This window comes from Antricoccus suffuscus, from assembly GCF_003003235.1.
GTDB lineage: Bacteria > Actinomycetota > Actinomycetes > Mycobacteriales > Antricoccaceae > Antricoccus > Antricoccus suffuscus.
In genome coordinates this window covers 18,404-32,762 of sequence record NZ_PVUE01000023.1, presented here as the reverse complement: position 1 = coordinate 32,762, position 14,359 = coordinate 18,404, and the positions used below count along the sequence as shown (strand labels likewise).

General features: G+C 63.7%; 19 protein-coding genes. 17 read left to right on the top strand and 2 right to left on the bottom strand.

Features of this window, described 5'->3' with window-relative positions; all coding sequences use genetic code 11:
- The first annotated feature begins 7 nt into the window (after positions 1 to 7).
- The 14 genes from CLV47_RS19600 to CLV47_RS19540 all read left to right on the top strand — a co-directional run bounded on the left by CLV47_RS19600 (position 8) and on the right by CLV47_RS19540 (position 10,513).
- The gene (locus CLV47_RS19600; protein ID WP_106350820.1) at positions 8 to 223 is read left to right on the top strand and encodes a hypothetical protein; all 216 of its coding nucleotides are present in this window, start codon (positions 8 to 10) and stop codon (positions 221 to 223) included.
- A gap of 290 nt (positions 224 to 513) precedes the next feature.
- Positions 514 to 1,587 carry a hypothetical protein gene (locus tag CLV47_RS19595; protein ID WP_106350819.1) on the top strand — a complete coding sequence of 358 codons (1,074 nt, stop codon included), beginning with the start codon at positions 514 to 516 and terminating at the stop codon, positions 1,585 to 1,587.
- Positions 1,588 to 1,874: 287 nt separating this feature from the next.
- Positions 1,875 to 2,786 (top strand): ParA family protein, encoded by a 912-nt coding sequence (locus CLV47_RS19590; protein WP_106350841.1) that lies wholly within the window; start codon positions 1,875 to 1,877, stop codon positions 2,784 to 2,786.
- Entirely contained in the window at positions 2,783 to 3,376 is a 594-nt protein-coding gene (locus CLV47_RS21890) for a ribbon-helix-helix domain-containing protein (protein WP_146135458.1), read from the top strand. The genes CLV47_RS19590 and CLV47_RS21890 overlap by 4 nt, the downstream gene beginning before the upstream one ends.
- Positions 3,377 to 3,954: 578 nt before the next feature.
- On the top strand, positions 3,955 to 4,353 hold the full coding sequence (locus tag CLV47_RS19580) for a hypothetical protein (RefSeq protein ID WP_106350817.1): 399 nt from the start codon (positions 3,955 to 3,957) through the stop codon (positions 4,351 to 4,353).
- 15 nt (positions 4,354 to 4,368) lie between these two features.
- On the top strand, positions 4,369 to 5,052 hold the full coding sequence (locus CLV47_RS19575) for an RES family NAD+ phosphorylase (protein ID WP_202862705.1): 684 nt from the start codon (positions 4,369 to 4,371) through the stop codon (positions 5,050 to 5,052).
- A gap of 477 nt (positions 5,053 to 5,529) precedes the next feature.
- Positions 5,530 to 6,528, top strand: coding sequence for a DUF3560 domain-containing protein (locus CLV47_RS19570; protein WP_106350815.1), 999 nt, complete (start codon positions 5,530 to 5,532; stop codon positions 6,526 to 6,528).
- A 419-nt stretch (positions 6,529 to 6,947) separates the two neighbouring features.
- Positions 6,948 to 7,466, top strand: a complete 519-nt coding sequence (locus CLV47_RS19565; protein ID WP_106350814.1) for a hypothetical protein — start codon at positions 6,948 to 6,950, stop codon at positions 7,464 to 7,466.
- Between the two features lie 168 nt (positions 7,467 to 7,634).
- Positions 7,635 to 7,943 carry a hypothetical protein gene (locus tag CLV47_RS19560; RefSeq protein ID WP_106350813.1) on the top strand — a complete coding sequence of 103 codons (309 nt, stop codon included), beginning with the start codon at positions 7,635 to 7,637 and terminating at the stop codon, positions 7,941 to 7,943.
- Positions 7,944 to 8,298: 355 nt separating this feature from the next.
- On the top strand, positions 8,299 to 8,697 hold the full coding sequence (locus CLV47_RS19555; protein WP_106350812.1) for a single-stranded DNA-binding protein: 399 nt from the start codon (positions 8,299 to 8,301) through the stop codon (positions 8,695 to 8,697).
- A 204-nt stretch (positions 8,698 to 8,901) separates the two neighbouring features.
- The gene (locus CLV47_RS19550; protein ID WP_106350811.1) at positions 8,902 to 9,114 is read left to right on the top strand and encodes a hypothetical protein; all 213 of its coding nucleotides are present in this window, start codon (positions 8,902 to 8,904) and stop codon (positions 9,112 to 9,114) included.
- Entirely contained in the window at positions 9,111 to 9,329 is a 219-nt protein-coding gene (locus tag CLV47_RS22155) for a hypothetical protein (RefSeq protein ID WP_170111171.1), read from the top strand. The genes CLV47_RS19550 and CLV47_RS22155 overlap by 4 nt, the downstream gene beginning before the upstream one ends.
- Positions 9,330 to 9,349: 20 nt before the next feature.
- On the top strand, positions 9,350 to 9,856 hold the full coding sequence (locus CLV47_RS19545) for a thermonuclease family protein (RefSeq protein ID WP_170111170.1): 507 nt from the start codon (positions 9,350 to 9,352) through the stop codon (positions 9,854 to 9,856).
- Between the two features lie 48 nt (positions 9,857 to 9,904).
- A complete protein-coding gene (locus CLV47_RS19540; protein WP_106350809.1) occupies positions 9,905 to 10,513 on the top strand; it encodes a hypothetical protein in 609 nt (202 codons plus the stop codon).
- A gap of 25 nt (positions 10,514 to 10,538) precedes the next feature.
- Here CLV47_RS19540 and CLV47_RS19535 read toward each other — a convergent pair whose 3' ends face one another.
- Positions 10,539 to 11,138: a hypothetical protein gene (locus tag CLV47_RS19535; protein WP_106350808.1), complete on the bottom strand. Its 600-nt coding sequence runs from the start codon at positions 11,136 to 11,138 to the stop codon at positions 10,539 to 10,541.
- A gap of 125 nt (positions 11,139 to 11,263) precedes the next feature.
- Positions 11,264 to 12,361: a PDDEXK family nuclease gene (locus CLV47_RS19530; protein ID WP_238145529.1), complete on the bottom strand. Its 1,098-nt coding sequence runs from the start codon at positions 12,359 to 12,361 to the stop codon at positions 11,264 to 11,266.
- Between the two features lie 367 nt (positions 12,362 to 12,728).
- On the opposite strand from CLV47_RS19530, the gene CLV47_RS19525 reads away from it, so the two are divergent.
- From CLV47_RS19525 to CLV47_RS19515, 3 genes are read left to right on the top strand one after another with little or no spacing between them, the layout of a single operon-like run.
- On the top strand, positions 12,729 to 13,172 hold the full coding sequence (locus CLV47_RS19525) for a hypothetical protein (protein ID WP_106350806.1): 444 nt from the start codon (positions 12,729 to 12,731) through the stop codon (positions 13,170 to 13,172).
- Positions 13,173 to 13,175: 3 nt separating this feature from the next.
- A complete protein-coding gene (locus CLV47_RS19520) occupies positions 13,176 to 13,748 on the top strand; it encodes a recombinase family protein (RefSeq protein ID WP_106350805.1) in 573 nt (190 codons plus the stop codon).
- 39 nt (positions 13,749 to 13,787) lie between these two features.
- Positions 13,788 to 14,240 carry a hypothetical protein gene (locus tag CLV47_RS19515; protein WP_106350804.1) on the top strand — a complete coding sequence of 151 codons (453 nt, stop codon included), beginning with the start codon at positions 13,788 to 13,790 and terminating at the stop codon, positions 14,238 to 14,240.
- The last annotated feature ends 119 nt before the right edge of the window (positions 14,241 to 14,359 follow it).

Here is a 14,359-nt window from a genome sequence, read left to right as displayed (position 1 = left end):
CGCGGTTATGTCGAACTCAAGCGGGGTGCAGGCAAAACGCGGCCTTCACCTGCGGCTCAGCGAGGACCAACTCGCCCAGATTCGCCAGGAGTCGAAGGCTGCTGGGATGACGATGCAGGCGTACATCGAAACGAAGGTCTTTGGCGACATTCGTCCACGCGGCCGTTACGGTCAACGGCCCTACCTCAAGGGCCAAGACGAGGAACTACCGATGACCGGCTAACACACGGACACAAGAGCCGAGGCCAGGTGTGACCACTCCCCTGCCTCGCAAGCCGTGGCTTTCGTCTTAGAAACGGCGAAAGCCACCCGGAGCTAAAATCTTGGCGGATTTTCCGGGCGGCTTGATCGCACATAAACCAATTCGTCTGCGTAGAGCGTACCTCAAAGCTCCGCAGTTTAGATAGCGACACCCATTTTCGGTTTCGGGTGTGTCGCGCTCATTTCCGGTCCCCTCCGCGCAGACGCCGCTACCCGCTACTCACGCGGGCGAGTTCTGCCGGAGTTTCTTCCATGACTGCTGTCCTACAGCAACCCCGTACCCAGACCATCAGCTCTGTCGACGATGCAGAAGCGGCCTACCGCGCGCTGGAACCCGTCGCCGACCCGACACGCCGCCACGGCGAGCCTTGGCACGGGCTCAGCGCGTGGGCCGCCGACGCGCTCGAGCGCGTCGCGCAGGACCCGCAGCTGCGCCGCGATGCGCGCGGCCGCGCCCGGATCTCCTACGCCCTCTACGCGCAGGTCATCGACGGGATCCTGCTGACCGCGCGCAGCAACGGCGCCCTCCGGGTCGGGATTGACGTCATCCAGGCCTACGCCGGCACCAGCCGCGACGCGGTCAAAGAGGCCCTCCGCGTCCTCACCGCCGGTGGGCTCGCGCGCAGGGCCTTCCGTGGCCGACCCAAGACGATGGATGAGCACGAAGTGATCCAGGCAGCCGGTAAAAAAACCTTCCGGTGGGTCTCGATCTGGGTCCTCACCCACCCCGCCGAGAACGAGCCAGCGACTGTGGATAACCAGTCCAGTCCGCCCCCCTCCGGAGGACGGGACTTCTGGAAAAATTCTTACGTAACACTTAACTCAACTACCTGGATGAAGTGCGCTACGCGCAAGGAGGAAGGCGCTTCGCGCCAGCAACCGCCCAAGAACCCCAAAAATCGGCGGGCCAGGCGTAGTTACACACCCGCCGTCAACGCCCTGTACGCGCGACTGCGCGCCGGAAACAGCCTCTTCCAGGTCTCGACTCCTGGGAGGCTTAAATCGGCGCTCAGCCGCTTCGCGGCCGCCGGATGTACTCCAGCCGACATCCTCCGCGGCCTCAATATCGCCAAGGCCCGCCTCGGCTGGACCACGCCAGACGGCCGCGTGCGGTATGCCGACCGATGGCTCTGCAAACTCCTCAAAGAACTCGACCCGCACGAGCTCCGCAGCCGCGACGACCTAGACCAGCACGCTCGCGATGACCACTGGATCGCGCAGCACATCGACGGCGACTCCCCCACCTGCCCCCACGGCAAACCCGCCGGATCGCAGATCCTCCCCAGCGGCAGGACGTACTGCTGGCAATGCGACAACAAGTTTTAGAACGACTGGAGATTCGTTCTGGACAGGTCGCTCATCGGCGAGTCGTATGTAGCGATTGCCCAGGGAATCGCTTGCATTAATGCACTTGCTAACGCAAGTACTAATGCGCCATCTAGGGCTAGCGCGACCTGATGTAGTAATGCCAGCCATAACGCATGGCACCACGTGCGGTCATAGTGGCGAGCCATAGGAGTGGAGGCAGCGGGCGCGTTGGGTCGAGCACTAGTAGTGCGCATTTGGCGTGTCGTTACCGCGCAGATGTATTGCGGCGCGGCACTATGAGCTTTATGGCATTGCATGACGAACTGTTTCGCGTGGTCACCGTGGCAAACGGCAAGGGCGGAGTGGGCAAGTCCACCGTCGCGGCTAACGTCGCCGGCCTCGCTGCCTCTGCTCAGTGGCGTGTCCTGCTCGTCGACTTCGATCCGCAGGCTAATGCCGGACATATCCTCGGTTACCGATGGCGAGGTGAATCTGATGAAGGACAGCACCTTGTCGACGCGATCATGGGACGGCATTCGTTGTCCCCGCCGCTAATCGAGGTCCGGCCAAACCTAGACGTGATCCCGGGCGGGGAAGCGCTCGACTCGCTCGAGGACCTAATTAGCGGCCAAATCAAGCGCGGACAAGACGTGCAGCAGCGTTTCGCTCAGGCTCTCGCGCCGATTGCTCGGAATTACGACCTCATCGTCATCGACACGCCACCAACCCGCCCGCTTTTGCTGCGGCTTGCGTTGAGCGCGACCCGTTGGATCGTTGTCCCGACTCGGCCCGGGCGCACCAGCATCGAGGGGCTGCGGGCGTTGTCCAACGAGATCACCGCGGTCCGCAACACCCATCCAGACCTCGAACTGCTCGGCGCGCTGCTGTACGACGTAGAGACGGGTGCGACGGCAATTCGACGTAACGCCATCGAGGACATCACCGCCGTCCTTGGGGGAGCGGCCCCCGTGTTCGGACACGTCATCAGACACGCTCTCGCGCCAGTATGTGAGTCGGAGGAGAAAGGTCTGCTCATCCACGAGATCGCCGAACGAGTCAACAACGCAGAGCCGTACTGGAAAGCGCTTCAGGAAGGTCGACGCCCAGAACGCATCGCAGGATCAGCGCCGGCCCTTGCTGAGGACTTCGTCCTGCTGACCCAAGAAATCCTCACCACGATCGCCAAGCGGGAAACCGAGACGCAGGTGACCGCATGAACGCCGAACGTCCGCCCTTAGCAGCCGCGCCTGGCCTCGCCAAAGGAGTCGTGCTGCCGCCGCCTCCGGCTCGTCCGGCTGCGCAGCGGCCGCAGCCACCTACTGAGCCCGCCGAGCCGGTACCCAACGAAACACCGACCCGGGAACCGACGGTTACGGAGGATCCGGCTCCCAGTAATTCGGCGTCCCGACAGCGTCCGGGCCGCCCGCGACCCGTGGGCTCGGCTACTACCAAGGCCGAAGGTGCGATGCAAGCGATCACGCTCTCGCTGCCAGCTGATCTGGTCGTCGTCCTCAAGGCCCGCGCCCGCGAAGATCGTGCCACTCAGCCGGAGACGCTGATGGACGCCCTGAGTGCCACTCGGGAGCGGCTCGCTGACCTGGTTGCCGAGGCGCACGCGCCGACAGTCTCGGACGGGCTGTTCCTGCGTAGACAACCCCGCACGAGCTCTGAGCCGATGGCGACGCTGTCCATGCGGCTGTTGTCTGGGAACGTCGAGGCGATCGATCGGCTTGTCGCGTCGTCTGGTGCTCCGTCTCGATCAGCGCTCTGTGCTGCGGCCCTACGCGCATACCTCGCCGTTTCCTAATGGACGGAGCGCGGCGAGACACTCACTGCCGTCATCATGCCGTCATTCTGAACGGCGTGAACACCCACACCAGCACATACTCGATCGGTACGAGACGCCGCCCGGGTCGCCGGAGGGCTGTTCGCCGTCCCGCAAGCCACGTCATCAGCACAAAGCAAAGTCAGACAAGCATCCGAATCACCGACAGCCAAACGGCAGCGATCGCAGCACTACGCAAGACAATCGGGCTCGACAGGGGGGAAGTCTTCGCAGCAGCGTTACGGCTCAAACTTCGCTAGCCCACTGAGCCTTTCGCGAGCAAACCGCGCATGGCGCGACAGAAGGACAACGCGCAAATGCGTAGTCGCCGCCGTCATCGTGCTGGCAGGTCGCGCTCCGCACGCGTCCGTACGGTACGAGGTGAGGTCACCGGCGGCGCCCACAGAGCGTAACGAAATAGCCCCGGCTGATAGATGTATCGCGACCCCTTGCGGCCAGAACGAACGCGCCAGCACGCATCACGAAATGAGAGACGGCGTACGATATGACAAACGACACGCATAACACATCGCATTAGGCGGACATTAAAAGGACAAATCATGACAGGCGTTGCAGGCGGAACCCGATCGCGGGACCGGTCTCGATACGACAAAGCCCATGCCCAGGCCACCCGACTCGACTTCAGCGACGTCGCGCAGTTTCTCTCCGAAAGCCTGGGCGGGAAACTCACCGCGTTCATCGCCGGAGTCGACGCCAAGACGGTTCACCGCTGGACCTCTGGCGACGGCCAGAGGCCACGCGACGCGCACGAACAACGCCTCCGCGCCGCCTTCCAGATATTCCAACTACTGCAGGCCATGGAATCACCACATACCGTGCGCGCCTGGTTCATGGGCATGAACCCGCAACTCGATGACGCCTCGCCCGCCGAGGCCCTCGCAGACGACCGCCACCGTGACGCCATGGCCGCCGCACGCGCGTTCGTGCAAGGCGGATAACGGGAACTATCGAGAGTGTCGACACCCAGCTCCCCGGTCCTGCCCCTCGAGGCACACGCACCAGACCCACTGTTTCGAGTGGCACGCTCGGACCGACTCCTCGACTTCTCTTACATCGACGCCGCCGATGCCGCCATGGCCAGATCCGGCAACAGGTTCGACGTACCCGGTGGGGGAGTGCTCTACCTCGCCAGCACGCCTGCCGGCTGCTACGCAGAGACCCTCGCACGGTACCGGCCATCCGCACGGATCATCGAAGCTGTGCGCGATGAAGACCCCAGTTTCCTCGTCGCCGGCGCGGTCCCAGCCGATTGGCGGCACCGCCGACTGCTCGTCGAGGTCGACCTCCACGAGCCGCTGTCGTTCATCGATATCGAAGCAGCGGCCACGCACACCTTCCTCACCGGGCAGCTCGCCGCGGAACTGACGACGCTCGGGATCAACGAACTTGACGTAGCCGCGGTACGCGGACCCAACCGCCTGGTCACCAGGCTCGTCGCGGGCTGGGCATATACCGCCAGCGACGAGCAAGGCGACCCGCTGTACGCCGGTATCCGCTACGTCTCACGCTTAGGGAACCACGAATGCTGGGCCGTATTCGACGGCACGGGAGTCACGCAACGCCGCGCACGGACCATCGACCAGAACAATCCGGACCTCCTGCGCGTCGCGGCAGATTTTGGTCTACGCATCTTCTAACCGCTGGACGAGCGGCGATGCGCTCGTGCTCCTTTGCTGCTGCGCAGCCGCCCAAGCCCGCACCGCACTGCGGTCACCGCACACGACATCGAACACGATCGGCGCGGCTGTCTAATAGAGACTTCGCTGACCGCTCAGACTGCCTTCTGCACAAGGGAGTCTCGCCAGCTCGACGCGACCCTTCCCGCTCCCTGCGGTCGCTTACCCCTTGCGGGGCTGCCTACCACCGGCCGACCCTCCGCAAACCAGAACGCCCGGAAATCGTGCTCGGCGCGGTCAGTATTCCTGCTGCGCGCCAAGCCTTCGGCGGCGCGCAGCTGCCACAAGGAACCGCTTATTTCCTCACAAGTTTCCGTGCTAACAACGTCTGGTTTGCGCAGGGAACCCTCTCGGCTCGGTGGCGAAACGGCAGAAGCGGCAGGCCAAGGCTGCCGAGGCGTAAACGCCCCGCAAACACCACAACCAGGGAGGCACCCCATGAACAGCACCGCAACGCTCACCATCAGCCACACCCACCAGAGCGGAACTCTCGCCGAAGGCACCACGCGCGGCGACGGTACCGGCGACATCCTCAAGACGCACCGGTTCCGCTGGTCACGCAACCTCGGCGCCTGGTACCTGCCGCGCAGCCGCGACACATTCGCCAACCAGCACGCCATCACCGAGACGGCCGACGCGCTGCGCGACGCCGGGCACGAGGTGACCGTCAGCATCGACGACGAGCCGCGCGATATCGCCGCCGTCGAGGCCGACGGCGCGCAACGCAGCACCGACCGAGCGGACGCACTCGCCGACAAAGCCGACCGGCGGCACGCCGTAGCCGACGCGCACCGCGACCGGTCCGAGGCGTACCTCGCCCGGTTCGCTGGAGGGCAACCCATTTTGACCGGCCACCATAGCGAAAAAAGCGCGCGCAACGCGCAACGCAAAGGGCACGATGCGATGCGCCGCGCGATCGAGCACGACGAACAAGCCCGCCACACCGACGAACGCGCCCACGCCGCCGCGCAGCACAACGAACTGCGGTACAACCCCGTCACCGTCGCACACCGGATCGAACGGCTCGAAGCAGACGCGCGGAAAATCGACCGCGCCCTGAACGGGCACACCCGCACACTCTGGGCCGACCCGACCACCGGGCAGCGACAGGTCGAGACCACGCACCCCGCGGCCGGCGACCACCGAGACAGGCTCACCGCGCGGCTGGAGCACCTGCGCGACCAGATCGCCTACTGGCAAGGGATCCGCACCGCGCAAGTCGAGAACGGCCAGACAGCCGGCTACACCAAAAACGATGTACAGGCGGGGCAGTGGGTGCAGATCCGCCGCCAATGGCGCGAGGTCGTGCGCGCCAACCCGAAAACCGTATCGGTGACTAATGACGTGTACCCGACCGACGAAGCACGCCGGAAGTACCCGATGAAATACCCGTACGCAGAAATCAGCGGCATCACCGATACCGCACCAGCGACCTAGCCCGGCCGCGTTGCACGGGCGGCCACACCGCGGGCCGCCCGTGCACGCACGGCCTTACCCTCGCGAGCCCGCCTCCGGCCGCTCCAGTCCTACGACGGGCTTCGCTGATCGCTCAGGCAATCCATTCCTGCAAGGAGTCTCGCAGGCTCGACGCGAATGCATCCCGCTCCCTGCGGTCACTCACCCCTCTTGCTGATCGGGGGAAGGAGGGGAGCCGTGCAGGGACGCGAAACGTAGCCCGCTGGGGGCCCGACCGCGCAAGGCACGGTCGAGGATTCCCGACGCGCTTCGCTTATATCGCCGGGAATCCACTCCCTCTACGGCCATTTGCGCGCCCACCCTCAGCAGGCTCCACAACTGCATCTGCACACACCGTGCAAGAACGGCGCGCCGCGCCGACAAACGCAGTGGAGGCAACCATGCAAATCATCACCAACGTGACACTCAGCGCCGCCGGCGAACAGCCAGCGAACATCAGCAGCCACGACGGGCCCGACACCGGGCACGTCCAAGTCCAAGTCCACGGATGCTGGGTCACCGCACTCGACCTCGACGCCGTGATCTCCCACGCCTACGCGTGGAGCACCGCCCGCGCCGAAGCCGTCGGCTACCTCCCGCAGAAAGTCCATGTCGAACCGCTGCAGCTGCCCACCGCAGCGACGGTGATCGTGCGCCACGTCGGATACACCCAACCGCAGGTCTACCTCTCCGCGGACGACCGGCCGCACCTCGAAGTGATCGTCGGATCGCTCCGCGTACGCGCATACGACCTCCTCGCCGTGGAGACCTACTCGCAAGCCTGGGACCGTGCCGTCGCGATCGCCCGGACAATCTGGCGCGGTACGCCGCCACGGATCGACCCGGACGCGGTCACGAAAGTCCTGGCACAGCGCGGCCAACCGGCGATCGCCCGAGACGGACTGCCACCGAACCCCTAACTCGCCAACGCGGTCGGGGCCCGTACCACACGGTGCGGGCCCCTCCGGGCGTTATTCACACCCCGGGCCGCTGTCCACAACAACAGCCCTCAACGGATGCAGCGCACCGGTACGGCGAGGCACGATCACCAGAGCAACCGATCCAGCCCAGCCATTAGGGAGTTAGTCATGCATCGCACCCGCATCCGTCACATCCCCGCCGACCCAGCTCTGCCCGCCAGCGACGACACGCGCAGCCACGCCAGTCCGGGGTTCGCCGGCGGCTACTACTTCCAGACCATCCGCGACGATGCGGCGCTACCAGTCACCCAGCCCGGCGACCTGCTCTACACCGAACTCATCATCGACGACCAGCACGTCAAACAGTCCTGGTGGATCGCCGGCGAGGACTACCTACTACCGATCACCGACGACCAGCTCCTCGACCACCTCACCGCCGGCGTCGTCGAGGCCGCCGAGACCCTGCTATGTCCATAAAACGGGCTCGGCGCACGCGCCTCGCACTCACCAACCGGCCAGCATGCGCCCTCCGGGCGCAAAGCAACAAGGTCGCCCTGCGGGCGCGCTATCCACTCGTGGCCGCACGCGGGCACACCCTTGCTCCGAATCGCCAATTCTTTCACGGTGGATCGCTCCACCAAGGGGAAGTCCTACAGGCAAATCCACTCGGCGCTCCTGCGTCGCTTATTTCCTCGGGGATTTCTCCTGCGGACCGCTACGCGCCCTTGGCGCCGCTCACCACCGCAGAATTTGGCTTGATATCGGAGCAAGGACAGCACCGATCAGGTGACCACAAGGGGACACCCGGACATCACAATGTAGGGAGCAAGTCATGAGCACCACACTGACCGTCGAAGGCAACCTCGTCGCAGACCCCGAGCTGAAATTCACGCCGAACGGGCACGCCCTCGCCACGTTCGCCGTCGCGGTCAACAACCGCGAGAAGAAGGCAGGGGAGTGGGTCGATGCACCCGCGACCTACCACGACATCGAGGCTTGGAAAACCCTTGGCGAGAACATCGCGACCAGTCTCAGCAAAGGCAACGCGGTCATCGTCACCGGCGTGATCCGCACCCACACATGGGAAGACAAGACCACCGGCCAGCAGCGTAGCCGGAACACCATCACCGCGTACAACGTCGCTGCCAGCCTCAAGTACGCCACCGCGGCCGTGCACAAGGCCGAACGCAGAAGCGACAACGAGACCAGCGAACCGGCCCCACAGTCCTAACCGAAAGCTCAGGGGTAGGCCAGCCAATAGAGCGGCCTACCCCGGCCGGCTGCCGTGAGAATGTCGGCCGGATGCGACATGATCAACGACCAACGGCCGCACAAGCCAGAACGTCACAGACTTGGTGTCTCGCCCGCGCGAACTGCCTCCCGTAGCGGGCGAGGCGCCATCACCATGAGCCAACGCACAGGAAGAGGATCGAGGATGCGTACCGCCGACACAGACGCGACGTACTACCTCACCGCCGCCACGATGGCCTACCCCCGCGGCCGAGTACTCCGCCTCACCGCCGACGGAACCCTGGCGGTACATGACCAGCAGCAGTGGCGCGACCTCGGTCGCACCGCCGGCGTACCCGAGGAAGTACGCGCGATCAGCCGCGCAGAAGCGATACAGGTGACAGGGCAGCTGCCATGACCGCGCGGCGCACGGAAAAGCAACGGCTCGCGTACGCGTTCAACCGACTCGCCGACCTCGGCCTACTCATCGGCACCCTCAGCCTCGTCGTGCTCATCATCGCCTGGCAAAAGGACTGGCAACACGCATACAACTGGGTCTTCCCCGGCGTCATGGGCGGCACCATCGCCGTAGCGGCCCGTGTCGTCGCACGCCGCTACGCCAGCACCGACTAGCGGCCGCGAGGTTCACCGCTGTGTCCCGACTCCGAACGACTGCCGTCACCGTGGCGCTGTTGCTCACCGCCACGCTCACCAGCTGCGCCACCGCGGCGCACAACACGCCCCCGCCGCCGGTCATCACCTACACCGATCCGTACGTCATCGACGGCGACACCATCGACGCATACGATCCGGGAGGAAATGAGACCCGGATTCGTATCCTAGGCATCGACGCCGCGGAAGACTCGAAGTACGCCAGCGAATGCGGCGGTGCGGACGCGACCGCCGCCCTCACGCAACTGCTCACCGATCAGCCCGCACTCACCCTCATCACTGACGACACCCAACCAGAACGCGACAAGTACGGCCGCGTCCTCGGCTACCTCGAGCTGGCCGACGGCACCGACATCGGCCTGCGGATGATCGAACTCGGACTTGCCGAAGAACTCACCATCGGCCACCCGCACGCGCGGCAACACGACTACCAAGACGTCCAGCAGGCAGCCGCCGCAGCACCGGTCGGCGTGTGGGCCAACTGCTAGACCCTAGCATCGCACACGCGTTCGATACAGTGGCGTACGCTGATAATCATGGGTGCACAACGTCGCTATGCAACTGAGCCGACGGCGGATCTCGAGCGGGCTTCTGGAGGCCGAGCGGGGGACCTCGTCGCGGCCGCGGAACGCATCGCTGCCCAGCACACCACAAATCCAGTTGGCGGTGTGTACGCAGGGGATGGCAAATATATCGGCAAAGCCGACGATGAGGCCTGGGATCTGCCGGACGCGACCGGAATGCACCGGTACAAGAGGGGAGACCGCGCCGACGGCGCAGACACGCGACTACTCGTCACGCCCGACCAGGATCTCGACGCAATCACCGAGCTGGTGTACCTCGCGCGCGGGTTCGAGTCACCCGCCGCCAGGCAGCACCGCCGGGTCGCGGACGTGCTCTATGCCGCGATCGGCGCAGGCATGCTCGAAGTAGTCCCCACGCAGCAGGTCGAAGACACCGCCGCCCACTACCTCGCGACCATCGACCCCGGCTGGCTCACCGACCACGCCGCCGGACTTCGAACCTACCTCGGCCTCCCCGCCGGTAAATGGACCGACTCCGCCTGGAGAGCCGCGCTGCGCGGCAAAGATCGATGCCGCCAGCAGCAGGCTGAGCCCGCCCTACGAAACGAGCTCGGGAACTAGCCAGCGGCCTATTCGGCGGCAACGTTTATTCAGAGATGTTGTCAACCAAGGCAAATCCTGTCCGATTGAGAGCTTGGTCAAAATCGGTGTCCTGGTGGTTCGCAAGATTGTTCACGAGCCGTGCGAGTGCCACCTGATAGTGCGTGACCTCATACCGCTCCCGTGCGGCCGTACTCCCGACCGCTGTCTCGTTGTAGATAGGGTTCGGGAGCGGTAGATATGTGCGGCTGTCCATGACCGTGTAGAGGTCGCGATCGATCACAGAGCCGTTCCAGAATACGTCGATGAAATAGTAACTAACGGAGTCCACAAGGGGGAACTTGTCAATCCAGTCAGGCGTCATTTCTGGGTGGTTGTCGGCGTACATCGGCATACCCCAGGCAAGTGTCACTCCGACGTCCGGTTTGTATGCGGCGATATGGTCGTGTTCCTGGTGATGCAGTTCCCATGTCGAGTTGGGCCCTGTCATCTTTTCCCATTTCGTGCGGTATGAGGGCCCGGAGTCTGAGCCCCAGCAAGGAACGTAGTTCCAATCGCTCGGTCGGCTGCTCTGGATGATGTCGCGGACATCGGTGAACTTCACAGACTTATCCCCCTTGTTGAGGCTGGCACACGCAGTACTCATCAGGTTATCGAACCGGAACCCTCCGCAACAATGCACGGATCCGGACCCGAGTCGTCCTGCTTGAACTTGGCACCGCCCCGGTCTACGCCAGGTGGACCGCCCGGGCCAGGGAGCGCCTCGCCATCTTAGAAGGGCGGCTCGTTGATTGAGGTAACCCAAGGGTCAGTTAGCTTCGGCAATGCGCTGACTGGCAGCGGCAGGTTCGTGACGACGTACAGGTTCAGGATGTCGTCTCGATCGATGAACATGATCTGGCTGCGTTTTGCGTCATCGAGAGCATTTCCGAGCCAATTCCGCGCGGCTTTAGTGATTTCTCCTCCCGCCACGATGAAGGCGTGGTCGACCAGAACACGACGGTTTATCTCAGGGTCGAAGATTTCGTGTGCCAGCATCATGAGCGCTTGATTGTAAATCTCGGCCATATTGGCGTTACCGGCTTTGGTGACGCCGGAAGCGTCGAGCTTCCCCTTCTTGGCCTGGATGCCGAAGTACAGGAGGTGTTGGGTTGGCAGCATGTAGCGCATCCAGATGTCTTTGCCGTACTCCAAGGCCTTGTCCTTGTGTCCGGCCGCAGTGATTCGGTGAAACCCCAGCTGGCGGAACAGCGGGAGGAGCACCTCTTCGATGAGTTCGTCCTCGCTGCACTTGTCGAGGAAGCCGGCGAGATCGTTACGTCGCTGTACCTCGACAGTAGTAAGTGGTCGGTGCGGGTTGGGTTGCAGGACCGTGACCGTGTTCGTGCCGATATGGCGCAGATAGCAGTGCCGGTCGTCGCCGTAGAAGGCTTCGAAGCCTTCTCTTGCCAACACCTCGTTGAGGTGCCGGAGCGCGTTCGATCGATTCGGTCCTTCGTTCATAGCGTCACTGGGGCTCATCAGCTGATCGATGAGGCGACAGAATCCCTCAGGAGGGTGGCTCGGTCCGTCATGAGGTTCGTTCAGCATGCTTTCGAGAACATCGGCGACCCAGCGGTGTCGTGTCGAGCCGTCGTGCGCCCAGTCGGTGTCAAGCTCCTGGAAGAATTCAGTGATGTAACTGCTCGAGCGGTATGGAAAGTAACTCGGCTCAGCCTCAGCTGTTGGATCATGATTGCCGCAGATCAGATCGGCTAGTGCCTCGGAGTTGCGACGTCTGAACCTCACAGCGACCCCCGGCGGGCAGAAGGCCGACTGGGCAGCCGAAGCCTTTCGTTGGCCTTGACCTCCAAATCCACTTCCACCCAACTGGGTGTGCGTTGGCTGTTCGATGAGGCGCTGCGCGCAATTGGCCCTAGCATCCCAGAATCATCGCATCCAGTCGGTCGCGACTGTAGCTGTCGGGGCGGGAAGTTTGCCCAGTCGAATACCCGGTCGACCGTCCGTAAAGGGATCCCTGACCGGTACACCTTCACGCCCGATGTGGGACTTATGACTGGATCGGTCCAATAGCGCCGCACAACCACTGCCATTCAGCGGATCCAGCCAGAGTTGGACCCGCCATTTACCGCTGACCGTGCAGTACCGAAAACCCGTACCGCAATTAATCCCGATGAAGGGGTCTTATCCGGTACGGTTAGTTCGAGATGATTCCTATCACGAGAGGATCGGGCGCATGGGCGCAGCCACAAGTGAGACCGCGGAATCGTTACGCGCATGGGGGAGCGGAAGCTACGCACTCGAGGCCGCGGTCGAGTTGGTGATCCGGGCCGCCGGCGGTCGTTACGCAGATCCCGGCCAACCGTGGGTTACCGAGGCACACCAACGGCGCGGCGGTGACCGGTACGTGCTGGACGTCGGTGCAATCACTGACCAGACCATCGGGGGCCTGTCCGGGGGAGAGCAGCGGGTCCTTCGGATCGTGGCAAGTCTGGCCGGCGGTGTGCCGGTACGCCTCGATGAGGTATCCGGTCTTGATCGCGGGACGCTGGATCTTGTCTTGGCCGCGATCGCGCACGCCGGCGGTAGTCATGAGCAGTCCGATGCCGCTATCGATCCGGTCAGCGGTAAGTTCGCGATCCTGAGGCTCGACAGCCTGCATCCGTGGCCGGCAGAGTAGATCATGCTGATTGGCTACGCCCGATGCTCGACCGACGAGCAAGACCTGACGGCTCAACGCGCACAGCTCGCACAGCTCGGCGTCGACGAGCGGCACGTGTACGTCGATCACGGGCTCACCGGGAGCAACCGCGACCGGCCCGGTCTACGCGAAGCACTAGCCGCGGTCCGCGACGGTGACACGCTGGTGGTCAGCAAGCTCGACCGGCTCGCCCGGTCGGTGCGCGATGCCCGCGACATCGTGGACGAGCTAACGAGCAGGGGAGTGCGGCTCAGTATCGGCGGATCCGTCCACGACCCTCAGGACCCGGTCGGACGGTTGTTGTTGAATGTGTTGAGTATGGTCGCAGAGTTTGAACGGGACCTGATCCGGCAACGGACTCGCGAGGGCATGGCGATCGCGCGCGCGAAAGGCCGGTTACGCGGGCGCGCACCGAAGTTGTCCGCGAAACAAGAGGCGCATCTGGTGAAGCTGCACGCCGCCGGAGAACATACCGCCAGCGAGTTGGCTGAACTGTTCGGTATCGGACGGACCACGGTGTACCGGGCTATAGAGCGCTCGCGGTCCACGGCGTAAGTACTGCTGTTGCAACATAGATAGGCCTAGCCTCTATCTATGTCGACCGAGATCTGGATCTCCACAGCGAAAAACCCAGATAAGAGGGAGTTGGAGCCCGAATGGCATTACGCGGGCAGATTAGAAGTGAGCAGAGAGACCGACCTATGGAAAGTGGTCCAGGGGTATTTGGGCTTCCGTGCTGTGTCGAGTCTCCGGTCGGTCGATTTCTACGCCGATCTGGATGTAGACAGCCCTGGATATCAGAAGCTGCTTGAAGCCGAGCCAGGTCTGGGGACTACTCATCTGCTCACCAATTCGGAATACCGGTTCTGGCTGGCTCTGAAGTGGTCTGGACCGCCAAGTCGGATCTTTTTCGCCGCGCAGCGTGCTCTTCTCGAACCACCCCAGACACGACATCGGCCGGAACCTCACCCGGGCCGATTGAAAAGGCCGCTGATCGTTGGCATGCGTCTGGCAACCAACGATGGCCGTCTTTTCGACTTCTCGTAAGCGGGTTCAATTCAAGACCGGGCCTACCAGTCTTGGATGTCCGTGCGATTCGGCCATTGTGATGGGGATTCGCCGCGTGGAATGCAGCGTGGGCGCCGTCGTCGCAGATGACGTTTTCC